General features: G+C 61.9%; 27 protein-coding genes and 1 pseudogene. 19 read left to right on the top strand and 9 right to left on the bottom strand.

All coding sequences use genetic code 11. The annotated features are described in order from the left end of the window. The first annotated feature begins 35 nt into the window (after nt 1–35). From ACIOVF_RS25715 to ACIOVF_RS25680, 8 genes are all read left to right on the top strand, one after another. Nucleotides 36–1,889, top strand: a complete 1,854-nt coding sequence (locus tag ACIOVF_RS25715; RefSeq protein WP_401293503.1) for an extracellular solute-binding protein — start codon at nt 36–38, stop codon at nt 1,887–1,889. Then, nucleotides 1,886–2,944, top strand: coding sequence for a microcin C ABC transporter permease YejB (locus ACIOVF_RS25710; protein WP_401293501.1), 1,059 nt, complete (start codon nt 1,886–1,888; stop codon nt 2,942–2,944). The genes ACIOVF_RS25715 and ACIOVF_RS25710 overlap by 4 nt, the downstream gene beginning before the upstream one ends. Continuing rightward, nucleotides 2,944–3,966 (top strand): ABC transporter permease, encoded by a 1,023-nt coding sequence (locus ACIOVF_RS25705; RefSeq protein WP_045201955.1) that lies wholly within the window; start codon nt 2,944–2,946, stop codon nt 3,964–3,966. The genes ACIOVF_RS25710 and ACIOVF_RS25705 overlap by 1 nt, the downstream gene beginning before the upstream one ends. A 29-nt stretch (nt 3,967–3,995) precedes the next feature. Beyond that, on the top strand, nt 3,996–5,387 hold the full coding sequence (locus tag ACIOVF_RS25700) for a sigma-54 interaction domain-containing protein (RefSeq protein ID WP_401293498.1): 1,392 nt from the start codon (nt 3,996–3,998) through the stop codon (nt 5,385–5,387). A 233-nt stretch (nt 5,388–5,620) separates the two neighbouring features. After that, on the top strand, nt 5,621–7,012 hold the full coding sequence (locus ACIOVF_RS25695) for a GntP family permease (protein ID WP_401293495.1): 1,392 nt from the start codon (nt 5,621–5,623) through the stop codon (nt 7,010–7,012). Between the two features lie 10 nt (nt 7,013–7,022). Next, a complete protein-coding gene (gene hbdH, locus ACIOVF_RS25690; RefSeq protein ID WP_045201949.1) occupies nt 7,023–7,793 on the top strand; it encodes a 3-hydroxybutyrate dehydrogenase in 771 nt (256 codons plus the stop codon). A gap of 57 nt (nt 7,794–7,850) precedes the next feature. Further along, nucleotides 7,851–8,330 carry a serine protease inhibitor ecotin gene (eco, locus tag ACIOVF_RS25685; protein WP_401293492.1) on the top strand — a complete coding sequence of 160 codons (480 nt, stop codon included), beginning with the start codon at nt 7,851–7,853 and terminating at the stop codon, nt 8,328–8,330. A 232-nt stretch (nt 8,331–8,562) separates the two neighbouring features. Next, a complete protein-coding gene (locus ACIOVF_RS25680) occupies nt 8,563–8,838 on the top strand; it encodes a peptidylprolyl isomerase (RefSeq protein ID WP_007932676.1) in 276 nt (91 codons plus the stop codon). Here the strand turns inward: ACIOVF_RS25680 and ACIOVF_RS25675 are convergent. After that, on the bottom strand, nt 8,835–9,095 hold the full coding sequence (locus ACIOVF_RS25675; protein WP_045201943.1) for a DUF1652 domain-containing protein: 261 nt from the start codon (nt 9,093–9,095) through the stop codon (nt 8,835–8,837). The two genes, ACIOVF_RS25680 and ACIOVF_RS25675, sit on opposite strands and share 4 nt — an antisense overlap. Before the next feature lie 276 nt (nt 9,096–9,371). Here ACIOVF_RS25675 and ACIOVF_RS25670 point away from each other — a divergent pair, with 276 nt between their 5' ends. Together ACIOVF_RS25670 and ACIOVF_RS25665 are read left to right on the top strand one after the other, a co-directional pair. Further along, nucleotides 9,372–11,717 carry an autotransporter outer membrane beta-barrel domain-containing protein gene (locus ACIOVF_RS25670; RefSeq protein ID WP_401293488.1) on the top strand — a complete coding sequence of 782 codons (2,346 nt, stop codon included), beginning with the start codon at nt 9,372–9,374 and terminating at the stop codon, nt 11,715–11,717. A gap of 37 nt (nt 11,718–11,754) precedes the next feature. After that, nucleotides 11,755–14,025: pseudogene (locus ACIOVF_RS25665) on the top strand (autotransporter outer membrane beta-barrel domain-containing protein). On the opposite strand, the gene ACIOVF_RS25660 reads toward ACIOVF_RS25665, so the two are convergent. Next, nucleotides 14,022–14,648 (bottom strand): LysE family translocator, encoded by a 627-nt coding sequence (locus ACIOVF_RS25660; protein WP_093382680.1) that lies wholly within the window; start codon nt 14,646–14,648, stop codon nt 14,022–14,024. The pseudogene ACIOVF_RS25665 and the gene ACIOVF_RS25660 overlap by 4 nt on opposite strands. Nucleotides 14,649–14,953: 305 nt before the next feature. On the opposite strand from ACIOVF_RS25660, the gene ACIOVF_RS25655 reads away from it, so the two are divergent. The 3 genes from ACIOVF_RS25655 (at nt 14,954) to ACIOVF_RS25645 (ending at nt 17,308) form a co-directional block, all read left to right on the top strand. Next, nucleotides 14,954–15,685 carry a hypothetical protein gene (locus ACIOVF_RS25655; protein ID WP_045201935.1) on the top strand — a complete coding sequence of 244 codons (732 nt, stop codon included), beginning with the start codon at nt 14,954–14,956 and terminating at the stop codon, nt 15,683–15,685. 107 nt (nt 15,686–15,792) lie between these two features. Continuing rightward, the gene (locus ACIOVF_RS25650) at nt 15,793–16,602 is read left to right on the top strand and encodes an AraC family transcriptional regulator (protein WP_401293484.1); all 810 of its coding nucleotides are present in this window, start codon (nt 15,793–15,795) and stop codon (nt 16,600–16,602) included. 79 nt (nt 16,603–16,681) lie between these two features. After that, nucleotides 16,682–17,308 (top strand): LysE family translocator, encoded by a 627-nt coding sequence (locus tag ACIOVF_RS25645; RefSeq protein ID WP_401293481.1) that lies wholly within the window; start codon nt 16,682–16,684, stop codon nt 17,306–17,308. On the opposite strand, the gene ACIOVF_RS25640 is transcribed toward ACIOVF_RS25645, so the two are convergent. Next, on the bottom strand, nt 17,286–17,981 hold the full coding sequence (locus ACIOVF_RS25640; protein WP_401293478.1) for a metallophosphoesterase: 696 nt from the start codon (nt 17,979–17,981) through the stop codon (nt 17,286–17,288). The genes ACIOVF_RS25645 and ACIOVF_RS25640 overlap by 23 nt on opposite strands. Before the next feature lie 182 nt (nt 17,982–18,163). Between ACIOVF_RS25640 and ACIOVF_RS25635 the strand changes: the two genes are divergently transcribed. From ACIOVF_RS25635 to ACIOVF_RS25625, 3 genes are all read left to right on the top strand, one after another. Continuing rightward, on the top strand, nt 18,164–18,502 hold the full coding sequence (locus ACIOVF_RS25635; protein WP_401293475.1) for a hypothetical protein: 339 nt from the start codon (nt 18,164–18,166) through the stop codon (nt 18,500–18,502). Between the two features lie 15 nt (nt 18,503–18,517). Continuing rightward, entirely contained in the window at nt 18,518–18,844 is a 327-nt protein-coding gene (locus ACIOVF_RS25630) for a DUF2388 domain-containing protein (protein WP_045201922.1), read from the top strand. Nucleotides 18,845–18,922: 78 nt separating this feature from the next. Then, nucleotides 18,923–19,204: a hypothetical protein gene (locus tag ACIOVF_RS25625; RefSeq protein ID WP_401293471.1), complete on the top strand. Its 282-nt coding sequence runs from the start codon at nt 18,923–18,925 to the stop codon at nt 19,202–19,204. 9 nt (nt 19,205–19,213) lie between these two features. Here the strand turns inward: ACIOVF_RS25625 and ACIOVF_RS25620 are convergent, their stop codons facing one another. The 5 genes from ACIOVF_RS25620 to ACIOVF_RS25600 are packed head-to-tail and all read right to left on the bottom strand — an operon-like array spanning nt 19,214 to nt 22,352. Beyond that, the gene (locus tag ACIOVF_RS25620) at nt 19,214–19,741 is read right to left on the bottom strand and encodes a DUF2867 domain-containing protein (RefSeq protein WP_401293468.1); all 528 of its coding nucleotides are present in this window, start codon (nt 19,739–19,741) and stop codon (nt 19,214–19,216) included. Nucleotides 19,742–19,753: 12 nt separating this feature from the next. Then, on the bottom strand, nt 19,754–20,179 hold the full coding sequence (locus ACIOVF_RS25615) for a bleomycin resistance protein (RefSeq protein WP_401293465.1): 426 nt from the start codon (nt 20,177–20,179) through the stop codon (nt 19,754–19,756). A 30-nt stretch (nt 20,180–20,209) separates the two neighbouring features. Further along, complete coding sequence (locus ACIOVF_RS25610) at nt 20,210–20,557, bottom strand: hypothetical protein (protein ID WP_401293463.1); 348 nt, start codon at nt 20,555–20,557, stop codon at nt 20,210–20,212. A 47-nt stretch (nt 20,558–20,604) separates the two neighbouring features. Then, a complete protein-coding gene (locus tag ACIOVF_RS25605) occupies nt 20,605–21,621 on the bottom strand; it encodes a fimbrial protein (protein ID WP_401293460.1) in 1,017 nt (338 codons plus the stop codon). After that, nucleotides 21,618–22,352 (bottom strand): molecular chaperone, encoded by a 735-nt coding sequence (locus ACIOVF_RS25600; protein ID WP_401293457.1) that lies wholly within the window; start codon nt 22,350–22,352, stop codon nt 21,618–21,620. Before ACIOVF_RS25600 ends, ACIOVF_RS25605 begins: the two co-directional genes overlap by 4 nt. A gap of 110 nt (nt 22,353–22,462) precedes the next feature. Here ACIOVF_RS25600 and ACIOVF_RS25595 point away from each other — a divergent pair, with 110 nt between their 5' ends. Further along, on the top strand, nt 22,463–22,834 hold the full coding sequence (locus ACIOVF_RS25595; protein WP_401293454.1) for a hypothetical protein: 372 nt from the start codon (nt 22,463–22,465) through the stop codon (nt 22,832–22,834). A gap of 7 nt (nt 22,835–22,841) precedes the next feature. On the opposite strand, the gene ACIOVF_RS25590 is transcribed toward ACIOVF_RS25595, so the two are convergent. Next, the gene (locus tag ACIOVF_RS25590; RefSeq protein WP_045201909.1) at nt 22,842–23,048 is read right to left on the bottom strand and encodes a DUF6434 domain-containing protein; all 207 of its coding nucleotides are present in this window, start codon (nt 23,046–23,048) and stop codon (nt 22,842–22,844) included. Between the two features lie 145 nt (nt 23,049–23,193). On the opposite strand from ACIOVF_RS25590, the gene ACIOVF_RS25585 reads away from it, so the two are divergent. Together ACIOVF_RS25585 and ACIOVF_RS25580 are read left to right on the top strand one after the other, a co-directional pair. Then, nucleotides 23,194–23,427 (top strand): hypothetical protein, encoded by a 234-nt coding sequence (locus ACIOVF_RS25585; protein WP_045201907.1) that lies wholly within the window; start codon nt 23,194–23,196, stop codon nt 23,425–23,427. Between the two features lie 261 nt (nt 23,428–23,688). Continuing rightward, nucleotides 23,689–24,423 (top strand): hypothetical protein, encoded by a 735-nt coding sequence (locus ACIOVF_RS25580; RefSeq protein ID WP_045201905.1) that lies wholly within the window; start codon nt 23,689–23,691, stop codon nt 24,421–24,423. Nucleotides 24,424–24,800: the final 377 nt, after the last annotated feature.

Below are 24,800 nucleotides of genomic sequence, written 5' to 3'. Positions count from 1 at the left end.
CTTCAGCCACAGTCGTGGTTCAGGTGGTCAGGCGCTTGCGAATTGCTCCCTTCCCCTTCTTGTTGTTCGTCTTCGGCCTGGCCCTTGCCTGGTCATGCGCTGCCACGCCAGCGCCGGTCCACGCCCTGACGGTATACGGCGAAGCACCGCGCTATCCGTCCAGCTTCCAGCACTTGCGCTACGCCAACCCCGATGCGCCCAAAGGCGGCAGCCTGCGCCGCTCGGCCATCGAAATCGGCCAGTTCGACCACATCATTCCCTACATCGACAAGGGCATCGGCGTTGCCGAGGTCGATGGCTGGCTGTATTCGCCGCTGGCGGTGCGCTCCCAGGATGAACCCTACACCGTGTACGGGCTGGTGGCGCAAAAGCTTGAGCGCGATCCGCAGGGGCTGTGGCTGCGCTTCTATCTTGACCCGCGTGCGCGCTTTGCCGATGGCCAGCCGATCCGCGCCGAGGATGTGCGCTACACCTTCGCGCTTTTGATGCGCGCCGGTAGTCTCAAGTACCGCACCCAGTTCGCCGATGTCTCTGAGGTAAAGGTCGAGAACCCGCGCCAGATCATCTTTTACTTCAAGAACAACCAGAACCGCACCTTGCCTCTGGACCTGGCGACCCTGCCGGTGCTGCCCGAACACTGGTGGAAAGACCGCGATTTCGCCAATGGCGCAGGCTTCGAGGCGCCGCTGGGCAGCGGCCCGTACAGCGTCGGGCGGGTCGACAACGGTCGCAGCATCACCTTCGAGCGTAACACGAGCTGGTGGGGGCGCGACCTGCCGGTCAACCGTGGCCGTTACAACTTCGACCAGGTGCGCATCGAGTACTTTGGCGACACCGAAGTGGCGCGCCAGGTGCTGCGCGGCGGCGGCTTCGACTACAACCGCGAGTTCTCTGCCACCGCCTATACCCTCGGTTACGCCAGCCCGGCGCTGGACGATGGCCGCCTGCAGCGCGCGCACCTGGCCAAGGACGCCCCGCAAACCGCCCAGGGCTTTGTCTTCAACCTGCAACGCCCGGTGTTCAAGGACCGCCGGGTGCGCCAGGCGCTGGGCCTGCTGTGGGACTTCGAGTGGAGCAACCGGCAGATGATGCGCAACCTGTACATTCGCCAGCAGAGCTTTTTCGCCAATACCGAACTGGCCGCGCGCAACCTGCCCGACGCCCAGGAGCTCAAGCTGCTGGAGCCGTTGCGCGGGCAGATACCCGACGAGGTCTTCAGCCAGGTGTTCGAAGCGCCGCGCAGCGACGGCTCGGGGCTGATCCGTGACCAGCAGCTACAAGCCCTCGAACTGCTCGAAGCGGCAGGCTGGCAGCCGCGCGGTGATCAACTGGTCAATGCCCAGGGTGAACCGCTGAGCTTTACCTTCCTCAACGGCCAGGCCGGTTTCGAACGCTTGCTGCTGCCGTGGAAGCGCAACCTGGCGCAAATCGGCATCACCCTGCAGATCCGCCGCATCGACGCCTCGCAATACGTCAACCGGCTGATGGCCCGCGACTACGACCTGATCGTCACCGGCTACCCGGTGTCCCCGTCGCCCGGGCTTGAGCTGTACAACTATTTCGGCTCGGCAGCGGCCAGCGACCCCGGCTCGAACAACTACATGGTGCTCCAGGACCCGGCCGTGGACCGCTTGCTCGACGGCCTGGTCAAGGCCGAAACCAAGGCCGACATGCTGCGCCATGCCCATGCCCTGGACCGTGTGCTGAGCTGGAACTACTACTGGATTCCCAACTATTACCCACCCGGCTCATCTACCGTGTGGTGGAACCGCTTCGGCCTGCCCAAGGTGCAGCCGAGCAACGACGAAGGCCTGGACAGCTGGTGGCAAGTCAGCCCGACACCGCTGACCAACGCGCAGATGGCCGAGCGCCTGGGGAGCCGGCCATGATCGGCTACATCCTGCGCCGTCTGCTGCTGATCATCCCGACCTTGCTGATTATCCTGCTGGTCAATTTCGTCATCGTCCAGGCTGCCCCCGGCGGCCCGGTGGAACAAGCGGTAGCGCGCCTGCAGGGGATCGGCGGCGGTGCGCCGGGGGCCAGCAGCGAAACCCTGCACGCAAGCTCCAGGGCCAGCCGTGGCCTGGACCCCAAGCTGCTGGAAGACATCAAGCGCCAGTACGGTTTCGACAAGTCGGCGCCCGAGCGCCTGTGGCTAATGCTCAGCCAGTACGCCCGGCTGGACTTCGGCTCAAGCTTTTTTCGCGGCGCCAAGGTCACCGACCTGATCCTTGAGAAGATGCCGGTGACCCTGTCGCTGGGTTTCTGGGCCACACTGCTCACCTACTTGGTGTCGATCCCGTTGGGGATCCGCAAGGCGGTGCGCCACGGCACCGCGTTCGATGCCTGGAGCAGCAGCCTGATCGTCATTGGCTACGCCCTGCCCTCGTTCCTGTTCGCCCTGCTGCTGATCGTGCTGTTTGCCGGCGGCACCTCGCTGAACTGGTTTCCGGTGCGCGGGCTGGTCTCGGAAGACTTCGACCAGCTCAGCCTGTTGGGCAAGATCGCTGATTACTTCTGGCACCTGGTGCTGCCGGTGGGCGCGCTGGTAATTGGCGGCTTTGCCACCCTGACCCTGCTGACCAAGAATGCCTTTCTCAACGAGATCACCCGCCAGTACGTGATCACCGCCCGGGCCAAGGGCCTGAGCGAGCAACGGGTGCTGTACGGGCATGTGTTTCGCAACGCCATCCTGCTGGTGGTGGCCGGCATTCCCCAGGCGCTGATCAGCGTGTTCTTTGCAGGTTCCCTGCTGATCGAGGTGATCTTCTCCCTCGACGGCCTGGGGCGCATGAGCTACGAGGCGGCGGTGGCGCGGGATTATCCGGTGGTGTTCGGCTCGCTGTTCATCTTTACCCTGTTCGGCCTGCTGGTGCGCCTGATCGGTGACCTGTGCTACACCCTGGTCGACCCGCGCATCGACTTTGCCACGAGGGCGCACTGATGTTCAGCCTGTCGCCGGTATCGCGCAGGCGCCTGCAGCGCTTTCGGCGCAACCGCCGTGGCTGGATTTCGCTGTGGCTGTTTGCCTTGTTGCTGCTGGTGAGCCTGGGCGCGGAGCTGGTGGCCAACGACAAGCCATTGCTGTTGAGCTACCAGGGCCAGTTGTATTACCCGGCATTCAAACGTTACAGCGAGCAGCAGTTTGGCGGCCAGCTGCCATTCCAGCCGGACTACCGCAGCCAGTACGTACGCCAGCTGATCGAGGGCCAGGGCGGCTGGATGCTGTTTGCACCGGTACCGTTCAGCGCCGACACCCCGAACTACGATTTGCTGGTGCCCGCCCCCAGCCCGCCGTCAGCAGTCAACTGGCTGGGCACCGACGACCAGGCCCGTGATGTATTGGCGCGGGTGCTGTATGGCACTCGGGTGTCGATTCTGTTTGCTCTGGCGCTGACCCTGATCAGCACCCTGATCGGCATCGCCGCCGGCGCCTTGCAGGGCTACCACGGTGGTTGGGTCGACCTGATCGGCCAGCGCTTGCTGGAGGTCTGGTCGGGGCTGCCAGTGTTGTACCTGCTGATCATCCTCAGCGGCTTTGTCGAGCCAAACTTCTGGTGGCTGCTGGGGATCATGGCGCTGTTTTCCTGGCTGGCGCTGGTGGACGTGGTGCGCGCCGAGTTCCTGCGTGGGCGCAACCTCGAGTACGTGCTGGCCGCCCGTGCCCTGGGCCTGCCTGACCGCTGGGTGATCCTGCGGCACATTTTGCCCAACGCCATGAACGCCACCCTGACCTACCTGCCGTTTATTCTTACCGGCGCCATTACTACCCTCACCGCCCTGGATTTTCTCGGCTTCGGCATGCCCGCCGGCAGTGCGTCGCTGGGCGAGCTGGTGACCCAGGGCAAGCAGCACCTGCAAGCGCCGTGGCTGGGCTTTACCGCGTTCTTTGCCCTGGCGCTGATATTGTCACTGCTGGTGTTCATTGGTGATGCCTTGCGCGAAGCCTTCGATCCACGGGCATAATCGCAGCCTTTACCCCGGCGGAGCGGCCCATGCAGGACAGTGACAGCCTCAAGGACTACCAGCAGGTGCGCCTGCTGGCGATTCGTTCGCTGTTCGAGATCATCGAGCAGTCCAGCGAAGGCACGATCATCGTCGACCGCGATGCGCGCATTGTCTGGATGAACCAGCGCTATGCCCGGCGCTTTGGCCTTGAAGACGCCAGCAGCGCCATTGGCCAACCGTGCGAAAGCGTCATCCCCGGCAGCCTGATGCGCGACGTGCTAAGCAACGGCCGGCCGATCCTGCTGGACATGCTCGACACCCCCAAGGAGCCGCTGGTGGTCATGCGCCTGCCGGTGCACGACGCCGCCGGCACGCTGATCGGCGCTATCGGTTTTGCCCTGTTCGACGAGCTGCGCAGCCTCTCGCCGCTGCTCAAGCGCTACGCCAGCATGCAGCAGGAACTGGCCTCGACCCGTTCGTTGCTGCGCGCCCGCCAGGCCAAGTACAGCTTCGCTCAGTTCATCGGCACCAGCGCCGCCAGCCTTGAAGTCAAGCGCCGCGCCCGGCGTGGCGCCAGCAGTGACTCACCGGTGTTGCTGCTGGGCGAAACCGGCACCGGCAAGGAGCTGCTGGCCCATGCCATTCATGCCGCTTCGCCGCGGGCGCACAAGGCCTTTGTCAGCATCAACAGCGCCGCAATCCCGGAGACGCTGCTCGAAGCCGAGTTCTTTGGCACCGCCCCGGGCGCCTTTACCGGCGCCGAGCGCAAGGGCCGCCCGGGCAAACTGCAGATTGCCGAGGGTGGCACGCTGTTTCTCGATGAAATCGGTGACATGCCCTTACCGCTGCAAAGCAAGCTGCTGCGCGTCTTGCAAGAGAAGGAATACGAGCCGGTCGGCTCCAACCAGATGATCCACAGCGATGTGCGGATCATTGCCGCCACCTCCACCGACCTGCAGGCGGCCATGGCCCGTGGCGAGTTTCGTGCCGACCTGTACTACCGCTTGAACGTGCTGCCGATCCAGGTGCCGCCGCTGCGTGAACGCCTGGAGGATTTGCCAGCGTTGAGCGAGGCGATTCTTGAAGAGCTGGGCAGCCAGCACGAGCTGGACGATGAGGCCCAGGCGCTGCTGGCCCGGCATGCCTGGCCGGGCAATATCCGCGAGCTGCGCAATGTGCTGGAACGGGCGACCTTGCTGGCCGATCAAGCGCGCCTGGGGCTGGGCGATGTTCAGGCGGCGCTGGGCGACCTGGCGCCGCTGCCGGTTGAAGCCGCCACGTTGAGCTATAAACAGGCGTGTGCCGATTTTGAGCGGCAGTTACTCGAAAACACCCTGGCGCGCTGTGCCGGGAATGTACCGCAAGCGGCGCGGCAGCTGGGGTTGGGGCGCTCGACGCTGTACAAGAAACTGGTGGCGCTGGGGATCAAGTCTCAATAAAGAGATATGTGTTTCTTTTTTGAGATTGTTATCGCGGGGCAAGCCCGCTCCCACCGGGAAGATGTCCGACGGCAGGAGCGGGCTTGCCCCGCGAACCGTTCAATCTCAATTCAGAGACTTTCATCTCGAGAGAACAAGCTATATCTATATAAATCAACAGCTTAAAGAGTTGGCACGATTCCCGCTATCGCCTCCTGACCAACAAAAACAAGATGCACCCAAGGAGACACTCGATGAGTGTGATCATCGCCCTGGCAGCCCTGGCGCTGCTGATGCTGGCTGCCTACCGTGGTTATAGCGTTATCCTCTTCGCCCCCATCGCCGCCCTCGGCGCGGTGCTGTTGACCGACCCTTCGGCAGTCGCCCCGGCCTTTACCGGGGTGTTCATGGAGAAAATGGTCGGCTTTATCAAGCTGTACTTTCCGGTGTTCTTGCTCGGTGCGGTGTTCGGCAAGCTGATCGAGCTGTCGGGTTTTTCGCGCTCGATCGTCGCCGCCGCCATCCGCCTGCTTGGCACCCGCCAGGCCATGCTGGTGATCGTGCTGGTCTGCGCCCTGCTCACCTACGGCGGCGTGTCGCTGTTTGTGGTGGTGTTTGCGGTGTACCCGTTTGCCGCCGAGATGTTCCGCCAGAGCAACATCCCCAAGCGCCTGATCCCGGCAACCATTGCCCTGGGCGCGTTTTCGTTCACCATGGATGCGCTGCCCGGCACCCCGCAGATCCAGAACATCATCCCCAGTACCTTCTTCAACACCACCGCCTGGGCCGCGCCCTGGCTGGGCCTGATCGGTACGCTGTTCGTGTTCTGCACCGGGATGCTTTACCTGCAGCGCCAGCGCAACAAGGCCCAGCGCGCCGGTGAAGGCTACGGCAGCGAGCTGCGCAACGAGCCGGAAACCGCCGCCGACCTCAAGCTGCCCAACCCGCTGCTGGCACTGTCGCCGCTGTTGCTGGTGGGAGTGATGAACCTGCTGTTCACCCACTGGATTCCGGCCTGGTACGGCAAGACCCACACTTTGAGCCTGGCGGGCATGAGCACGCCGGTGCAGACCGATATCGCCAAACTCACGGCGATCTGGGCGGTGGAAGCGGCCTTGCTGCTGGGCATCCTGCTGGTGCTGGTGGCAGGCTTTGGCGCGATCAAGAGCCGCCTGGCCGAGGGCAGCAAAAGCGCGGTCAGCGGCGCCTTGCTGGCGGCGATGAACACCGCGTCCGAATATGGCTTTGGTGCGGTGATTGCCTCGCTGCCGGGCTTTCTGGTGCTGGCCGACGCGCTCAAGGCGATCCCCAATCCGCTGGTCAATGAAGCGATTACCGTGACCTTGCTGGCCGGTATCACCGGCTCCGCGTCCGGTGGTATGAGCATCGCCCTGGCGGCGATGTCCGACAGCTTCATCGCCGCCGCCAATGCCGCCAACATCCCCCTTGAAGTGCTTCACCGGGTCGCGGCCATGGCCAGCGGCGGCATGGACACCCTGCCGCACAACGGCGCGGTAATTACCCTGCTGGCGGTCACCGGCCTGACCCACCGCGAGGCCTACAAGGATATTTTCGGCATTACCCTGATCAAGACCCTGGCAGTGTTCGTGGTGATTGCTACGTTCTATGCCACCGGTATCGTCTAAGGAGCACCTCATGAGTCTCAATGGCAAGACAGCAGTCGTCACCGGCTCCACCAGCGGCATCGGCCTGGGCATTGCCCAGGTACTGGCCAAGGCCGGGGCCAATTTGATCCTCAATGGCTTTGGCGATGCCCGCGCGGCGATTGCCGAAGTCGCCCGCCACGGCACCCGGGTCGGCCATCACCCGGCCGACCTTAGCGATGTGGCGCAGATCGAAGACCTGTTCGCCTATGCGGAACGCGAGTTCGGCGGCGTCGATATCCTCGTCAACAATGCCGGCATCCAGCATGTGGCGGCGGTCGAGGAATTCCCGGTGGAACGCTGGGATTCGATCATCGCCGTCAACCTCTCGGCGGTGTTCCATGGCACCCGCCTGGTGCTGCCGGGCATGCGTGCGCGCAACTGGGGACGGATCGTCAACATCGCCTCGGTGCACGGCCAGGTCGGCTCCACCGGCAAGGCCGCTTATGTCGCCGCCAAGCACGGGGTGGTCGGCCTGACCAAGGTGGTCGGGCTGGAAACCGCCACCAGCAACATCACCTGCAACGCCATTTGCCCCGGCTGGGTACTGACCCCGCTGGTGCAGAAACAGATCGATGATCGCGCCGCCAGCGGAATCGATCCGCAGCAGGCCCGGCACGACTTGCTGGCCGAGAAGCAGCCGTCGTTGGCCTTTGTCACTCCCGAACACCTGGGTGAGCTGGTATTGTTCCTCTGTAGCGAAGCTGGCAGTCAGGTTCGTGGCGCTGCCTGGAACATCGATGGCGGCTGGCTGGCCCAGTGACGGGCAGCCTTGGACCCTGGCTGCGGCATCGTGTTTTTTTATCTGCAAGGAGGCCTTATGCGCCCACGCTCCCTCACCGCGTTGTTCACCCTGACCCTGGCGGCCGCTACTTCGGTACAAGCTGCCAGCCTCAAGGATGTAGCGCCCTACCCCGAGGCCGAAAAAGGCTTTAGCCGCCAGGTGATCCACCTGCCAAAACAGGCTGACGAGTCGGCCTACAAACTCGAAGTGCTGGCTGGCAAACAGCTGGAAGTCGACTGCAACCGCCAGCACCTGGGCGGCAACCTCGAAGAACAAACCCTGCAAGGCTGGGGCTACAACTACTACCGCCTGGAAAAAGTCTCGGGCCCGGCCTCGACCCTGATGGCCTGCCCGGACGGCAAGAAGAAACAGGCGTTCGTGCCGGTGGTTGGCGACGGTTTCATGCTGCGCTACAACAGCAAGCTGCCGGTGGTGGTGTATGCGCCTGAAGGTGTCGAAGTGCGCTACCGCGTGTGGTCGGCTTCGAACAAAGTGAAAAAAGCTACAGTGGAATAAAGCGCTGCTGCTTGAACAACAGCCCTGTGGGAGCGGGCCCGCGATGAGGCCAGTACATTCAACACACCAGGTGTCGCCTGAGTTGCGACCGCTGCGCGCTCGATCGCGGGTCGAGCCCGCTCCCACAGGTGCCTTTCGCCGGCACCGACGCCCTTGAGCAATTTCGCGACCGCCAAGCGCTGCGCGATCAGGCATAATGCGCGGTTTTTACCCGTTGCGAAGGTAGGTTCAGATGAAAGCACAGGCCCGGCACATTCTGGTCAAGACCGCTGAAGAGGCCGAACAGCTCAAGCAACGCATCGCCAAGGGCGAGGCGTTCGATGTGCTGGCCAAGAAGTACTCCACCTGCCCGTCCGGCAAGCGCGGTGGCGACCTGGGCGAAGTGCGCCCGGGGCAGATGGTCGGCGCCATCGACCAGGTGATTTTCAAAAAGCCACTGCGCACCGTGCACGGCCCGATCAAGAGCAAGTTCGGCTATCACCTGGTGCAGGTGTTCTACCGCGATTAAAGGCTGTCGCGACGCCGTTGCAAGCGTTGACTGCGCTGGTCTTCAAGGTCATTGCGCAGGCCGACGATCAGGTTGGAAATCGCCCGGCTGCTGGTCAGTTGCTCGGCACTGATGCCGGTCACCAGCAAGTCGACCCGCTCGCAGCTGCGGTCGAACACCCGCACGGTCAGCGAGCGGTCGGCAGCCAGGGTGCATTGGCAGCGGGTGGGTAAAAAACTGCTTTCTATAATGTTGCGCAACTCCAGGGTCGAGAGCATCGGTACATCTCCTTGGCAGGTGGCGGACAGCGGTTCCGTGTTGCCCGGTCCAGCCCCAAGACTAGGCCATATTCCCTAAGCGAATCAGACCCTTTCACTATAAGCACCTGGCGGTTTTACCGGCTGCGGGACAGTAGCGGCCATTCGCCACCTAGCATTTTTGTCAGTTGCCGATATTGCTCATTGCTCTATACCTGCAAAGCAAGACCCGTCCGGTACTAACAGGGGGGCTGGACAGCCAGTGGGGCAATGCCTGGAAGACACGGAGCCTGTCTGATGCGAATTTCGCTTATCGTGGTACTAAGCGCCTTACCCTTCACCGCCCTGGCGCAGAATCTCGTGGTTGGGCCCGGCGATACCCTCGGTGTCGTCGTCCAGACGCCGTTGATCGATGACTTCCTGATGACCGGCGGGACCCTGCAGTCCCTGGCACAGGGCGATGCCCGCGATACGTTCAATATGTCGGCGGGGCAGATTATCGGTGCCTTTGAAGACGGTGACGTGGCGTTCTTCTCAGGTGGCAGCATCGGCCGGGTCGACATGAAGCTGGACAACAACATTTTCAGCATGTCCGGCGGCACCATCGTCGGCAACCTGGTCACCGGTTTTGGCAACGACCAGATATTCCTCAATGCCGGAACCATCGGCGGCAACATCAGCACCAGTGGCGGCACCGATGTGTTCGTCATCACTGGCGGGGAACTGCGTGGCAACCTCCTCGCCAGCTTCGGCAACGACTCGCTCAAATGGCAGGGCGGCGTTATACGCGGCAGCGTCGACATGGGCGGTGACGATGATGTGGCGGTGCTCGAAGGCCTGGGCAGCCCGGCCCTGAACATCACCGTTAACGGTGGCGCAGGTATCGATAGCCTGACCTTCAACAACAGCCAGCCGGTGGGGGGCGATCGCTACATCAACTGGGAGTCGGTCAGCCTCATCAACGCCAGCCAGTTCAAACTGGACAACACCCTGACCCTGGGCGATGCCAGTGCCGTTGCCGCGCCCACCAGCTTCAACATCGACGCCAGCAGCTCGCTGGTCTCGCGTACCGGGGTGATCACCCCCTTCACCGCCGGCCAGCCGCTGACGGTCAACAACAGCGGGCTTATCGACCTGAGCAGCGGCGGCGATGCCCAAGGGCGGTTGACCATCAACGGCAACTACACCGGCAACGGCGGCACCCTCAAGCTCAACAGCGTACTGGCCGGCGACGGCGCGGCATCTGATCGCCTGGTGGTCAGCCGGGGCTCGATCTCCGGCACCACCAACCTGCAGATCAACAACTTCGGCGGCGCCGGTGCGGTGACCAGCCAGAATGGCATCCAGGTAGTTGAAGCCATCAACGGAGCGACCAGCAGCAACACCGCCTTCGTCCAGACCCAGACCCTGTCGGCCGGTGCATTTGATTATCGCCTGTTCAAGGGTGGGGTGACGGCTGATAGCGTGAACAGCTGGTACCTGCGTTCAACCGTCGTGGTGCCCACCCCGTTGCCGGAGCCAGTTACACCTGTTGAACCCGGTACGCCGGTTGACCCCGGAACACCGGTTGATCCTGGTACGCCAGTCGATCCCGGTACACCCGTTGTGGTGATCCCGCCCCCAATCGCTGGCCCTGCTCCCGGCCAGCCTGACTTGCCGCCCCCACCGGCGCCCGGCGAGAGCATCCCGCTGTACCGTCCGGAGGTTGCCACCTACGCCGCCGCGCCTCGAGCTGCGGCGTTGATTGCCCGCGCGGCGCTGGGCACCTTTCACCAACGTCAGGGCGACCAGAGCCTGCTGAACCAGGAGGGCGCGTTATCGGCCAGCTGGGGCCAGGCCTATGGCGACAGTTTCCACCAGAGCTGGTCGGGTACTGTCAGCCCAAGCCTGGATGGTAACCTGTACGGCTTCAAGGTTGGCCAGGACCTGTATGCCTGGCTCAACGATGATGGCCTGCGCCAGCACGTCGGCATGTATGTCGGTCACAGTCGCCTGAGCGGCGATGTAAAGGGCTTCGCCCTGGGCTTTGAAGACAACAAGGTCGGCGACCTGAAACTCGACAGCGACAGCGTCGGCGCCTATTGGACCCTGATCGGCGCGCAACAATGGTATGTCGATGCCGTGGTGCAGTACTCGGACCTCGACGGCCGGGCCAAATCCGATCGCGGCGACAAGCTCGACCTCAACGGTCACGCCTGGACAGCGTCATTGGAGGCCGGCTACCCATTTGCCCTGTCGTCGTACTGGACCCTGGAGCCGCAGGCACAACTCATCGCCCAGAAAGTCTCGTTGGACAGCGCCAACGACAGTGTCAGCTACGTTAGCTTCGACACCCAGACCGAGGTGAGTGCGCGCCTGGGCATGCGTCTGGAAGGCAAGTTCAAATCCGCCGGAGTGCACTTGCAGCCTTATGTAACCACGGATTTCTGGAGTGGCAACGGAGGCCGCGACACGCAGACGTACGATCATGTCGACAAGGTCAAGACCGATTACAACTACACTTCCCTGAGTGTCGGCACCGGCCTGGTTGCGCAACTGAACAAGAACCTCAGCGTGCATGCGGGTATCGACTACACCACCAACCTGGACAGTCGTCAGCAGGAGCACGTCGGCGCCAACCTGGGGTTGCGTCTGAGTTACTGAACGCGCTTTGTTGCCAGTCACCAAGGGAGCGGGTCTGATGCGAGTGCCACTGTTCTTGACCTTGGGAGTCCTTCCCTGGATGACGTTTGCCCTGGATGCCGAGGCCGAAGATCGCGTCGTGGTCGACGGCGACGTTTTTGGCGACATCGTGCAGACCCCGCAGGCCGATACCCTGACCATGAGCGGAGGTACGGTACAGTCGCTGGATCAGGGCGACGGACGGGACCTTCTGATCATGACCGGCGGCCATATCGTAGGCACCTTCGCCAACGGCAACAGCGTTGCCCTGCGAGGCGGGCGTATCGGCCGCATAGAGTTGCAGCCCGGCAACGGTGATGTAGCGCTCACCAGCGGCTCCATAGACGGCGATCTGATCACGGGTGATGGCCATGATTTTTTGGTGTTTCGCGGCACTGTGCTCGGCGGCAACCTGATCACCGGCAAGGGTATCGACCTGATTTCCTTCGAGGGTGGCGAGATTCACGGCAACGTTTCCACCGGCCCCGAGAACGATCACTTCAACTGGAAAGGCGGCCAACTGTACGGCAGCGTCGACATGGGCGACACCACCGACCAGGTGCTGATGGTCAACCTGCGGGCCGAGCAGTTGTTCGTGCCCTTCAATGGCGGCGCTCCACGCGATGAGTTGCATTTCCAGAACAGCTTTCCCACAAACGGAGCGTTGTACACCAACTGGGAGAGCATCAGCCTTGGCTTCGTAAGCCACTACACACTCAACGACACCTTGGTTCTCGGCGACGGCGGAGGCCCGATCGATGTTGCCACCGGCACGGGCGATCTATTCATCGGCAGAGAAAGCACGCTGTTCTCAAGCACCGGTGTGATCCGGCCCTTTGCTGCCGGCCTGAACGCGCGCCTGGGCAACACCGGCCTGGTTGACCTGCGCAACAGCGGCGATGGCCAGGGGCGCCTGACCGTCATCGGCAATTATTTCGGCAACGAAGGCAGACTGGCGGTGAACACCGTACTAGGCACTGACGACTCGCCTTCCGACCGCCTGGTTATCAGCCAAGGGGCGATTTCTGGCGATACCGCCCTGCTGGTTACCAATCTTCATGGCCCGGGCGGGCTGACCCGCCAGGACGGCATCCTGGTGGTCGAGGCCGCCAATGGTGCAACCAGTACCGATACCGCCTTTACCCAGACCCAGCGCCTGTCGGCCGGGGCTTTCGACTATCGCCTGTTCAAAGGAGGGATAACGCCCGGCAGCGAGAACAATTGGTACCTGAGTTCGGCGCTGGTCGCGCCTGCTGACGGCCGCCCGCCGCCCTTGGCCGCACCGGCCCCGGGACTCGCCGAACTGCCCCGGGCGATCCCCGGCCAGGTCATCCCGCTGTAACGATCGCAGGCCTCACTGTATGCCGCTGCGCCTCGCGCCGCGGCGTTGATCGGACAATTCAACCTCGGTACTTTCCATCAACGCCAGGGCGACCAGCGCCTGCTCACTGAACAGGGCGCCTTGGCCGCCAGTTGGGCGCAAGCCCATGGCTACAGCTTTCATCAAAGCTGGTCCGGCTCGGTGAACCCCAGCCTGGATGGCAATCTTTATGGCTACAAGGCAGGCCAGGACCTGTTTGCCTCGCCCAGCGCCGCAGACTACCGCCAGCACATTGGTGTTTATGTCGGCCACAGCCGTTTGAACGGTGATGTCAAAGGCTATGCGCAGGGATTTGCGGATCGCCCGGTCGGTGACCTCAGGCTCGATGGCGACAGCGCCGGGGTGTACTGGACGCTGATCGGACCGCAACACGGTTACCTCGATATGGTCGTGCAGTACACCGACCTGGACGGCCGCGCGCGCTCGGAGGACGGCGAAAAAATCGACCTCGACGGCCATGCCTGGGGTAGCTCGCTGGAGGTGGGCCGGCCGTTTGCCTTGTCCAACCAATGGAGCCTGGAGCCCCAGGCACAAGTGCTGGTGCAGAAGGTCAGCCTGGACAAGGTGCAAGATGGTGTATCGACGGTCAGCTTCGATACCCGGACCGAAGTGAGCAGCCGCCTGGGGCTGCGTCTTGAGGGTAACCTGCGAGCAGGCACGACGCCCCTGCAGGCTTACCTGCAAACCAACATCTGGCACGCCGATGGCGGGCACGACTCGCTGGTCTTCGCCGGTGTCGACCAGGTCCGGACCGATTATCGCTCAACGTCCCTTGAAGTCGGCACCGGACTGGTGGCGCAGTTGCATAAGCAGTTCAGTGTGCATCTGGGCATCGACCACGCCAGCAACCTCGACAGCCGCCAGCAGGAGCGCGTCGGTGCCAACCTGGGAATACGCATCAGCTACTAGGCACGCCGCGCTGCCAGCAAGCCGATGCCGGCGCAACCCAGCAGCGTGGCACTGACCCGGTTGAACAGCCGGCGTGGCCCGGGCTGGCTGAACCAGCGCTGCAGGTAGGCACCCAGCCAGGCGTAGATGGCGATGGCCAGCCACTCCAGCAGCAGGAACAGCCCGCCCAGCCAGGCGAACTGCTCGGCCACCGGCACCGGGCTGGCGACGCTGACAAACTGCGGCAGGAAGGCGGTGAAAATCAGGATCGCCTTCGGGTTGCCCGCCGCCACCCAGAACTCCTGGCGCGCCAGGCGCAAGGCACCGCGGCGTTGGCCGTCAGCCGCCAGCGCCTCGCCCACTGGCGCGCGCCACAGCTGCCAGGCGATGTAGAACAGGTAGGCTGCGCCCAGCACCTTGACCAGCAAAAACAGGTACTCGCTGGTGTGCAGCACCACTGCCAGGCCCATGGCTGCCAGCACGATCATCCCGGCAAAGGCCAGCAACCGGCCGATGCCTGCCACACAGGCAATGCGCAGGCCGTAACGGCTGGCGTTGTTCAGTGACAGCAGGTTGTTCGGGCCAGGGGCCATGTTCAGGGCAAAACAGGCCGGGATGAACAGCGCGAGGGTGGACAGGTCCATGGGGGCTCTCCGGTGACAGGAGCGACAAGATTCCCGCGCACACAGTTGCCGGGTCAAGGTACAGCTGAGGGAAAAAACTGTGTGCCGGGCAATGCACCCTGCCCCTTTGGCAACAAGCACTTGGCTTGAGGCTAAAGCGATTCGCTTGAACCCGCGCCACCACTGATAGCAAAACAATATCAGTACTCACCTTCGGCTTGGCTATACCTCCCTCTGGCACATGAGTGCCCGGGTGCACGGAGGCTGCACACAGGAACGCAGCGCACCGTCACCTGCCCTGTCAACGCTAGGAAAAGGACATTTCCATGGAAAGCATCGGTGTACTCGCCACCCAGACCAACTGGAACGGTGGCCAACGTCTTACCCTCAATGCCGGCGATACCGCCACCTGCACCACCCTGAGCCCGGGGCAGTTGTACGGGATCTTCATCTACAACTCGGCGCAGAACCAGACCAGCGCCACGGTCAATGTGAACTGGAGCAACAGCCAGCCGCCTTGCCCGATCACCGTGCCTGGCACCACCGCCAACGCCGGCCTTGCCTCAATAGGGTTTGTCTCGGGTACGGATACCCAGACAGTCTCGGTGTCGATTGCCCCCAACAGCGGCCTGGCCCAGGTGGATATCTGGCTCGGTAGCGTCAGCATGCCGATCAACACCGCCGGCTTGAACAACCAGGCGTTGCAGGCCAATGGCGAGCTCTACCCGTTCAGCAAGTACAGCCGCTACTACGCAGTGCCACCGTCAAAATGGATGAGCCTGACGATTGCCAGCAAGATCACTCAGTTCGTCTCCTGCCAGTTCCGCGAGGAAAAGGCCGTCGTCTACGTGATCAATGAAACCTCCAACGGCTTGTTGTCGGGCCAGATCACCTCCATCGGGCCAACCGCCAAGACCGCTGGCGTCGTGACCATCCTGCCAACCAGCTTGCAGAGCATCACCAATACCCTGCAGGGCGATGGCAGCCAATGGGTGTGGATGGATGCCGATAGTGCGCAAGACTCGCAATCGGCCAGCATCGCCTTGCAGTCCATGTAATTTCGCCTGAGCTTGCGCAAACGCCCCTCCCGGCAACGTGAGGGGCGTTTGTTTTAGCCGGTGGATTGCGGATAAGCTGCAGGCTTCGCCCCTTTGAGGCTAACGTGATGCTGCGGGCAACCGGCAAAAACCCTACCCTGTTCTGGCGTGACCCGGCCCTGCCCTTTGTCGAGAGCCGCCGCGCCTGCGACAGCCGTGCCTGCTACAAGGCGCACAGCCATCCGACGTTCTCGATTGGCGCGGTCGATCAGGGCTGCAGTGTGTTCACCGGCGCAGGCAAAGGGCAAACGCACCTGTTGCCCGGCACCCTGGTGTTCGTCCCGGCGCACTGCGTGCATGCCTGCAACCCTGAACCCGGGCTGAGCTGGAGCTACCAGATGCTCCACCTGGACGCCGGCTGGCTGCAAGCCTTGCGCCTGGAGTCGGCCCTGGCCCCGCAGGTTCAGGCAAGGCCTGCGAAGATCACCCGCAATCCTTCTACCTATGAGCGCTTTACCCGGCTCAACGACTTGCTGTTCTCAGAGGCCTGCGCCGGTGTGAAAGAGGCCGCGCTGATCGAGTTCATCGGTGATCATGATGATCAGGCGCCAGCCACCACAGATCAGGCGCTTGATCGCAGCCTCGAACCCTTGCTCGAGCGCCTTGCCCAGGAAGACGCCAGCAACCTGTCGCTGGGCGAACTGGCCAGCAGCGCCGGCATGGGCCGTTACCAGCTGATCCGGGCGTTTCGCGCCGCCACCGGGCTTACCCCGCATGCCTGGCAGTTGAACCTGCGCATCAACCGCGCCCGCCAGTGGCTGCGCAAAGGCCAGGACATGGCCGACATTGCCTACCGCCTGGGTTTTGCCGACCAGAGCCACTTCCAGCGGGTATTCAAGGCCCATACCGGGGTGACACCTGGCCTGTACCGCAGCTGAGCGCGCAATTTTCTTCAATACAGGTGCAGCCGCCGCTACGGACAATCAGCAGCCCTCTCGCTGAAGAAGTCCGAAACCGATGGAACAGTTTTTACTCGTTGCCGCCGCGCACTTTCTCGCCTTGCTGTCCCCCGGCCCGGATTTTTTCCTGGTCGCGCGCACCTCGATGAGCGCCGGCTGGCTCAAGGCAACCGGCGCCTGCCTGGGCATTGCCCTGGCCAATGGCGTGTTTATTGTCGCGGCCTTTGCCGGAGTGTCGGCGCTGCGCCCGGACAGCACGCTGTTTGTCCTCATCCAGTTGGCCGGTTGCGCCTATTTGCTGTACCTGGGCGTGCTGTTCCTGCGCCATGCCGGTGCCAGCGCCCTGACCCGGGTGGGCGATGACCCTGTACTGCTAAAGAGCCCGTGGTTCCAGGGCCTGGTGATGGGCTTTGTCTCGGGGATTCTCAACCCGAAGAATGCGCTGTTCTATGTCAGCCTGGCCAGCATGGTCGCGGCCAGCCAGGCCAGTGCTGGCTGGAAATGGCTGTATGGCCTGTGGATGTTCAGCGCAGTGCTGCTGTGGGATGTGCTGGTGGCCGCGGCCATTGGCAACCTGCGGGTACGCCGGCGCTTTGCCCGGCTGCTGCCCTGGCTTGAGCGGGTGTCGGGGGTGGTGCTGATGTTGCTGGCGCTGGGGGTAATCATTCACCTGGCCTGGGGTTGAGCACGGTGAGGCTGGCGAGGTCGAGCAGGCTGAACTGGCCGCTGGCCCAGCCGCCGGTGTCGATATGCCAGATATTACCCAGCACCCGCACCTCACGCTGCGGGGTGTGCCCGACCACCAGCGCCCGCAGCCCTTCAACGGGCGTCTCATCGCCAGCAGCCAGGCGCTTGCGCGACCATTGGCAAACTTCCTGGACCTCGCTCGGTGGCGTACTCACCAGCAGCTCGCGTAATTGCGACCAGTGGCGGAACGGGCAATCGGCATGCAGCAGGGCGATCAGCCCGTCTGCGGTTTCGACCTCAAGGGCCAGCGGCAGGCGCCGAAAGCGCTCGGCAAAGCGCGCCTGTTCATCGCTGTCCAGGGCCAGGAACCAGCCGCCGCCGGCGGCGCGGTACTGGCTGTAGTCGAGGGTGCCGCCATCAACGTGGGTGATCGCCAAGGCTTCATGGTTGCCCTGCACCGCGTGGAACCACGGTTTGGCCAGCCACTCCAGGGCCTGCGGGCACTCCGGGCCGCGGTCGACCAGGTCGCCAACGCTGAACAGGCGGTCTACCGTCGGATCGAAGCCAATAGCTGCCAGCCGCTCCTGCAGGCGTGAAAAATGCCCATGGATATCGCCCACGGCCACGTCCCGCCCGCGCCTGTTGGCTGTAAACCGCTCGATCCTGCGCACTGCCGACTCCTCTGTTTTAAATCTGCACAAGCGTACAATGAAGCCTGTGCAGCGAACTGCGCAAGGCCGTAGATCGACAAGTTCTACCTGCAACGCCCGGGTTAGACGTCGGGCTTTTAGCCATCAGCTGTTATGCTGGCGGTTTTCCAGCCGTCGGATGACGGCAGCAAGCAAGGACGCTTATGCGCAAACGCTCCCGCCCGTGGGACAGCAACGACCTGGGAGTACTGGCCCTGGCCATCGCCGCACTGACCGGCGCCGTATGGCTGACCCTGTCGTACTGGATAGACCAGGAACGCGGCTGGGTCCGCATGCCCCGAGGTGGTCGCACGGGCTCCGGCTACATCACCTACTTCGCCGACCTGCAGCCAGAAGAATTCCACCGCGCCCTGTTGTTCAACCTGTGGTTTGCCGGCGCCTTGCTGATCGCCGGCCTGCTGCTGTGCTGGGCGGTGACGAAAATGCGCCGCCATCCGTCATACAACCGTCACACAGTTTCACGCAACACCCCTCTCAAGTAACGGAGCGGCATTAACATGGACGTGGGCAAAATTGCAGCACTGCTGGTGGTGCTGGGGCTGGCAACGCCTGCCTGGGCCGGTGAACCGATCGAGAACCCGATCGAACGCAGCACCATGGTGGTGGCAATTGGCGTCAGCGTCGTTGTGGCCAGCCCGTTTATCACCACCACCGGTGCGCCGGCGCTGTTCAAGTCGGCCAAGGATGACGCCACCGCGTTCGTCGGTTCCGACGGTGCCATACGCGGCGTCGCCTTCGAACGTGCGGTGCAGGAATACCGGGCCGGCAGCGGCCCACGGCCGATGAGCGACATGCAACTGGCCCTGGCCATTGTCACCCTGTAGCAGCGCCGAACCTGCACCTGCCCAAGCGGTCCAACCCTTAGAGCCTGTTGTTAAGCAACAGTGCCAAGGAGGATCCCCATGGTCACTCACTTCAAGACCGCCGGCCACCTGGCCTGCGGTCACCACGGTAAAAACCTGGTCGCCACCAGCGAACTCAATCGGGTCAAATGCCGTAGCTGCCGCAACACCGATGCGTTCAAGACCGCACGCAAGGACCAGCGCAATGCCGCCCGACGGGCGCGCAGATCTGCCACGCAACATACCGCCGGCGACTGGCGCAGCGCCTGGGTCGAGCGCCTGAGCGCCCTGCCCGGCCGCCAGCGTTTGCCACGCGGGTTTGCCGGCCAAGGTTTCGTCTGAGACCTGCCTCTACCTGGCGCGGATCAAGCGCTTGAGGGCAATGGGCGCGATAAACCGGTGAAACGGCGCGACCGGCAGCATGTACAAGCGCCCGAGACGATTGTGCGTGTGCACCACGGTGGACACCACGATCTCGCGGCGCTTGTCGGCGCCCAGGGGCAGGCGCAGCAACGAGATGTAAACGTCCAGGTGCTTGTCGCGATCGACCAGCAGCACTTCATCCGGGCTATTGCTGACCAGGGTGAAGATACCAATGCGCTCATCGACCCGGTAAGACCCTTCTTCGCGATCAAGGTCAATCCTCGACAAGCGCCCCAGGTCTTTCAGGCCACACAAGCGAACCAGGCGATTGCGCAACACCATCAGGTTGTCGATCCAGCCCGGCATGCTGCTCATCAACCGCAAGAAATGGCCCAGCGCCGTGCGCTCGGCGTTTGCCACCTGCGCCCGCTGCGCATCGACGAAATCGGCGCCGGCCAGTTGCAGGTGGATGCGTGCATTACCCGGAACCGCACAGCCAGTGATGGGCGTGTTCATTTGCGGGTGTCCTTATGGGCAGGGGCGAAAGCCGAGGTCCTGGAAAAACCGCAGCAGGTAGCCATCCGGGTCCTGAATCAGGAAATTGCGCTGGCCGGCCTCACGCTCATCACTGCGATACCAGTGATCCTCCACCGCACGCCGCAACGGGTAGCCGCCGGCCTCGAATGCGCCGGCCAGTGCAGTGGCGTCTTCACAGAGGATTTGCAGGTTCAGGCCTCGGCCAAAAGGCGCTTCAAGCGGGCCGACGCGCCAGGGCGATTCGCTGTGCCAGTCCTGCTCGAGCATGATCTGGCTGTTGCCCAGCGACAGGAAAGCGAACTTGTCCTCGGGGCGTTGGTACTCCAGCGCAAAGCCGCCAATGTCGCAGTAAAACTTAAGGCTGCGCTGCAGGTCGCTGACGATCAGTTCCGGCACCAGTGCGTTCATCTTGAACATCGGGATATCCCTATAAAGGTAAAGAGTGGCCTAGCCCCGGTGCTCGCTGCTGAGCACACGGGCATCCTGGTCGATGTAGAAGCGCCAGAGGTTGCGGCATTCAACGAAGGTCACGATGGTTGCCGGTGGCTGGCTCATGGTCTCGGTGAGGGCCAGAAACGTGACCTGGTCACAGGCCGGCTGGCGGGCGATAGCGTAGAGCGCCTGGCGCTGGGCGCGGCTGATGCGTTGCACGCCCTCCTCACCCCAGCGCTGGTAAGTATTGGTGTGCACTTGCGGGCTATATACCGGTAGCAACGACTCGTCGATGACCGGCGCCACCTGCGTGCTGCAGCCGGTCGTTAGTGCAAGTGCAATCCAGCTAAGATAGCGAAACACCACTGCGCCTCCCTGGCAAAGCACCGAGTCTACAACAGCGCTGCGGCCTACTTGTAGAAAATATCCAGGGTCGCGCCGGCATTGAACTCGCCAAAGGTCGGCGTCGCGGTCATCCACTTCAGGCGCGCCAGAAAGTTGTGGGTATTGGTGGTCGAAGTGGTCTTGGGGGTGAGCAAGAACTCCTTCTTGAAAAACAACGCGCGTTGATCGTCTTCGTTGATCAGGCTGATGCCCACCGACTTATTGTCGCTCGGAATCAGCGTGTCCTGGGCCGCGTTCAAGGTCGCGGTCAACGGTTCCAGATAACCGCCCAGGCCGTAGGCGGCATTGCAGGAACGCTGTTCGGTGATGGTGAACGGCACCTCCTTGATCGTTGCACCGACCTTGGCGCCCGAGGTGCGGATCGCGCCGAAGTTAATGACACTCGGCTGGATGTTGATCGAGGACTCGCAAGGCAGATAGCGGAATTTGTTCAGGCCGTTGACGGTGACGTTGTAGCTCTCGCCGGGCCGCACACCGCCTACTCCATCGAACTGAAAAGCCCGGTAGTTGGCAAGCGAAGTGATAGGCCCTTCCTTGTTATCGCCTGCAGGTGACTTCTTTACGAAGAACAACGAGTAGGTCATCGACTTGCTTTCTTTTTTCCAGCCGCAGTTGTCGTTGGCCGGGCAACCAGCGACCCACCAGCCGATGTTGAGCTTTCCGCCGCTGAGCGACGAGTACAAGTAATCCTTGCCTTCATAGGTAACACCGATTTCGATGTCCTTACCCAGGTCCACCCGGCTCGGGTTCATGTAAAAGTAAATGTCCTCACCAGGCCTGCCCTGAATATCCACCCAGCACTCGACATTGATACGTTGGGTCGCCTGCCGCCAAAGCACAGTGCCCGCAGGCAATGAATTGGGAATGGCGGTGGTATCGGTAATGGTGGTCGTGTCATTGATGAGCGCCGAACCGGTCTTCTGGCATTTCAGCGCATAGCTGTCAGGAATGCTCAAAAAAAACAAAACGCCAATAAAAAGTAACTGTCTGTTAAACATGGCAACGCCTTCCGGAATAATCACAACTGCAGCTCGCTGCGAAGCTCATGGGCCAGCCCGGCGTCGCTGATATAGGCGTAGGCCACCTGGCCGACAGGCCGGTCGCAGTCGCTCACGGGCAATGGATAGGTTGAAAACGGCGCAATCATCAGATGATCAATGGCCTTGCCGCAGGCGGCGCCTGAATGATCAAGCAAACCGACCTCGGTCAGGGTGAGGTAATAGGGCGAGTCGTTGCGCGCTTCATAGCTGTCGCCTGCAATTGCAGACCAGCGCAGCTGCTCCACAGCCTCCTTGACCGAGCCCGGTAATTGCGGCCGGTAGAACAGCTTGAGGTTGTGCTGCAAGGCAATCGCCATGGCGTTGCTGTCGGCGGTCTTTTTCGGAATCTGCAGCACTTTCAGCATCAGCAACGACTCACGGTCCTCAGGCAGGCCCTGCCCCTGATAGAGAATGTCGGTCGATGCCTTACTGTTGGCGGGTATCAGCAGCAAGGGTTTCGACACGGCCATGGGTAACTCGCGGCTGTCCTGCTTGTCGCCCCAGCCAAGCTTGACCTGCACCAGCGCCGGCTCAGTACCCTGGTTGACGATAATCAGCGGCAACTGCTTCTGCGTGCCCTCGAAAACGAACCGGGTAAAGCCATCGAAGGTAATCTCGGCCCGTGCCGAAGCGCTGGCCATTACCGCTAGTAAAATGCCAGCAACGGTTTTGAGCGTGCGCACAAGCTGAGGAATGCGAGGATCGAAAGTCATGCGCCGATTCTGGCCTGGCCCGTGGCAGGTCTGTATCAGACGATTCCTAAAGGCAATCACAGGGCGCGGGCAACATGGGTATCATGTGCAGCTCTGAAGGAGCAGCAAGCATGAATACTGTGGCAACGGACCGGGAATTACTGAAACTGGCGGCCAGGGCTGCCGGCTATGAACTCATCGACTGGACAGACGCGTGGCCAGGTATCGCCGGGCACCCGAGGGTCGGTGAACAGGGTTTTCTGCTGCGCGTTGAGCAACGCCAAGTGTTGTGGAACCCACTGGTGGATGATGGCGATGCCCTGCGCCTGGCGGTGAAACTGGGTATTCATATCGATTGCGCATTTCTCTGCGCGATGCCGAGGGATCTTTACGGAAAGAACCCCGACGACTGGACTGAAGGATCAGATATCGACTCGGACGACGAGTGTGAGTTGATGCGCCGCGCCATTGTCCATACCGTGGCCCGTATCGGCAAACGCTAGGATCAGATCAACGGTGAGTCCGCATCCACTCATCCGCCACGTCGCCCATCGTCAGGGGTTCCGCCGTTTTTACCCAGGCCATGAAGGCCCGATCGAACTTGAATGCTGCCCCACACTGGCCAATCAGAAACCGCCGGACCTCCTGGGTATTGCGGTAATGCTTGTCCAGCGGCGTGCTGCGGGTAATCGGCCCTGCGTGCCAGTCGAAGCTCATTTCCGGTTCCCTGGATGGTGTGGTTCGCCCAAAGCCTAGCACTGCCCAGGCCACAAAACATCAGCAGAATGACCCGCACCGTTCAAGGCAGTGGATAGATCTGCCAGTACCCGTTACCTTGAGGCTTCACGCAAGGAGTTCGAACATGGCAGATAAATATGTTGGCAAGCTCATGGGTGTCGGCACGGACAACGTGCAGTACGTGATCAACATTTATCAGGACGAGACCGTTGAACGCTCATCTCACGGCATGGTTCGCCATGAAGGCCGCAAGCATTTCGAGATGCAATTCGGCGGTGAGGTGAAGCAGATTTCCGAGACGGAGTACGAGATTGTGGCCACGGGCGTGAGGGTCACTGTGCGCGGTGACCAACGCTAGCCCCACCCCTTGCGTTTGTTCCTGTTCTTGACCCCGCCCTGGCGTGCTTTGAGTTTCGGATTTATCTCGCCAGATCGATTCGCCCGAATTGCCTTCACCTGATACGCATCGAAGCCTATGTCTTGCCCCTGAATGCGCGCCAGCATTGACACTGTTCCGGCAGGTTGATGTTAATATTCGGCGCGGCCACGCCGCACTGCGCAAACAGGAGCACCATGCATACCTTGCAGGTATGCTGATTTTTGATAAGGACTATTTTTCATGCGTTTTCAACGTTCGGGCATCGCCGCCCTTCTCGCCACATTAACCTGCACGGCTGTTCTGGCCGCAGATGACATTTCCGGCGTCGCCCTTGGATCCTCGTTGGCTGTCGCCAAAGAAGCCATTGCAGAGGCAAACCCAAACTTCAAGCTTTCGCCCTTGATGCTGCGTGACGGCAAGGAAGCCGGCGTTACAGCAGTTACAGCAGACCGACTCAAAGGAACCGGCCTCAGCAATGCGGGGGGGCCTTCTGACGAGTTTGCAGCGCTGCAGAATGATGCCGGGAAAGTCTGGTTCATTGCGCGTGTTCAACGCTTCGAAGACGGGTCGCGCATCAAGACAGAGGCACTTAAAGCTGCCTTGACTGAAAAGTTCGGTAAACCGTCGAACATTACCCAGATGATGTCGCTCGGCCTTGTCTGGCAGTACGACCGCGACGGCAAACAGTACTTTGGCCCCAGCTCAGAGGGTCCATGCAAGGGCGTGCGCAGCGCCAGCAGCAACATTCCCGGTGTGTCGTTTCCGGCGCCGCAATCGTTTAGCCCAACCTGCGGGAAAATCATCGAGGTTGGCGCTTCGGAACAACCAGACGAAATGGTGCCTCACTACACGGTGTCCATCATCGACGTCAAATCGATGTTTGACGAGCTGGCTGCGCGTGATGCTAACGCCGAAGCCGATCGAAACAAGAAACTGTCTGATGAGCAAGCGAAGAACGTAAAACCCAAAATCTGACAGGAGACGCTGTACATCTTTGCGCCGTCAAAAAACGCAGAATGTGTGCAGCCAACCTCCAATCTGCATCAGCAATGGCGGCCCGTCCTCAAGGAATTGGGGATCGGCTACCGGCGGCCATACAGCCGAAAGAGCAAGCGCAGCGATTGAGGGGCAGATCAGGCTGTTCAGCCAAAATGAGAATCGTCTGATGTCGAGCAGGAGGCTGGATAGGTAGCTTTACCTATTCATTTCTGACAGTACGAATTAGCAATGTCCATACAAAACTCGGAATTTACGCAGAGCAAGCAAGCAAGCAAGCAAGCAAGCAAGCAAGCAAGCAAGCAAGCAAGCAAGCAAGCAAGCAAGCAAGCAAGCAAGCAAGCAAGCAAGCAAGC

This window comes from Pseudomonas sp. NPDC087612, assembly GCF_044743505.1.
Taxonomy (GTDB): Bacteria; Pseudomonadota; Gammaproteobacteria; order Pseudomonadales; family Pseudomonadaceae; genus Aquipseudomonas.
This window is presented reverse-complemented; position numbering and strand designations above follow the sequence as displayed.

Excerpts from the sequence above, each read along its gene's own strand:
- ACIOVF_RS25710 (WP_401293501.1), top strand. The coding sequence starts at position 1,886 with ATGATCGGCTACATCCTGCGCCGTCTGCTGCTGATCATCCCGACCTTG.
- ACIOVF_RS25705 (WP_045201955.1), top strand. The coding sequence starts at position 2,944 with ATGTTCAGCCTGTCGCCGGTATCGCGCAGGCGCCTGCAGCGCTTTCGG.
- ACIOVF_RS25700 (WP_401293498.1), top strand. The coding sequence starts at position 3,996 with ATGCAGGACAGTGACAGCCTCAAGGACTACCAGCAGGTGCGCCTGCTG.
- ACIOVF_RS25695 (WP_401293495.1), top strand. The coding sequence starts at position 5,621 with ATGAGTGTGATCATCGCCCTGGCAGCCCTGGCGCTGCTGATGCTGGCT.
- hbdH (WP_045201949.1), top strand. The coding sequence starts at position 7,023 with ATGAGTCTCAATGGCAAGACAGCAGTCGTCACCGGCTCCACCAGCGGC.
- eco (WP_401293492.1), top strand. The coding sequence starts at position 7,851 with ATGCGCCCACGCTCCCTCACCGCGTTGTTCACCCTGACCCTGGCGGCC.
- ACIOVF_RS25680 (WP_007932676.1), top strand. The coding sequence starts at position 8,563 with ATGAAAGCACAGGCCCGGCACATTCTGGTCAAGACCGCTGAAGAGGCC.
- ACIOVF_RS25675 (WP_045201943.1), bottom strand. The coding sequence starts at position 9,095 with ATGCTCTCGACCCTGGAGTTGCGCAACATTATAGAAAGCAGTTTTTTA.
- ACIOVF_RS25670 (WP_401293488.1), top strand. The coding sequence starts at position 9,372 with ATGCGAATTTCGCTTATCGTGGTACTAAGCGCCTTACCCTTCACCGCC.
- ACIOVF_RS25660 (WP_093382680.1), bottom strand. The coding sequence starts at position 14,648 with ATGGACCTGTCCACCCTCGCGCTGTTCATCCCGGCCTGTTTTGCCCTG.
- ACIOVF_RS25655 (WP_045201935.1), top strand. The coding sequence starts at position 14,954 with ATGGAAAGCATCGGTGTACTCGCCACCCAGACCAACTGGAACGGTGGC.
- ACIOVF_RS25650 (WP_401293484.1), top strand. The coding sequence starts at position 15,793 with ATGCTGCGGGCAACCGGCAAAAACCCTACCCTGTTCTGGCGTGACCCG.
- ACIOVF_RS25645 (WP_401293481.1), top strand. The coding sequence starts at position 16,682 with ATGGAACAGTTTTTACTCGTTGCCGCCGCGCACTTTCTCGCCTTGCTG.
- ACIOVF_RS25635 (WP_401293475.1), top strand. The coding sequence starts at position 18,164 with ATGCGCAAACGCTCCCGCCCGTGGGACAGCAACGACCTGGGAGTACTG.
- ACIOVF_RS25630 (WP_045201922.1), top strand. The coding sequence starts at position 18,518 with ATGGACGTGGGCAAAATTGCAGCACTGCTGGTGGTGCTGGGGCTGGCA.
- ACIOVF_RS25625 (WP_401293471.1), top strand. The coding sequence starts at position 18,923 with ATGGTCACTCACTTCAAGACCGCCGGCCACCTGGCCTGCGGTCACCAC.
- ACIOVF_RS25620 (WP_401293468.1), bottom strand. The coding sequence starts at position 19,741 with ATGAACACGCCCATCACTGGCTGTGCGGTTCCGGGTAATGCACGCATC.
- ACIOVF_RS25615 (WP_401293465.1), bottom strand. The coding sequence starts at position 20,179 with ATGTTCAAGATGAACGCACTGGTGCCGGAACTGATCGTCAGCGACCTG.
- ACIOVF_RS25600 (WP_401293457.1), bottom strand. The coding sequence starts at position 22,352 with ATGACTTTCGATCCTCGCATTCCTCAGCTTGTGCGCACGCTCAAAACC.
- ACIOVF_RS25595 (WP_401293454.1), top strand. The coding sequence starts at position 22,463 with ATGAATACTGTGGCAACGGACCGGGAATTACTGAAACTGGCGGCCAGG.
- ACIOVF_RS25590 (WP_045201909.1), bottom strand. The coding sequence starts at position 23,048 with ATGAGCTTCGACTGGCACGCAGGGCCGATTACCCGCAGCACGCCGCTG.
- ACIOVF_RS25585 (WP_045201907.1), top strand. The coding sequence starts at position 23,194 with ATGGCAGATAAATATGTTGGCAAGCTCATGGGTGTCGGCACGGACAAC.
- ACIOVF_RS25580 (WP_045201905.1), top strand. The coding sequence starts at position 23,689 with ATGCGTTTTCAACGTTCGGGCATCGCCGCCCTTCTCGCCACATTAACC.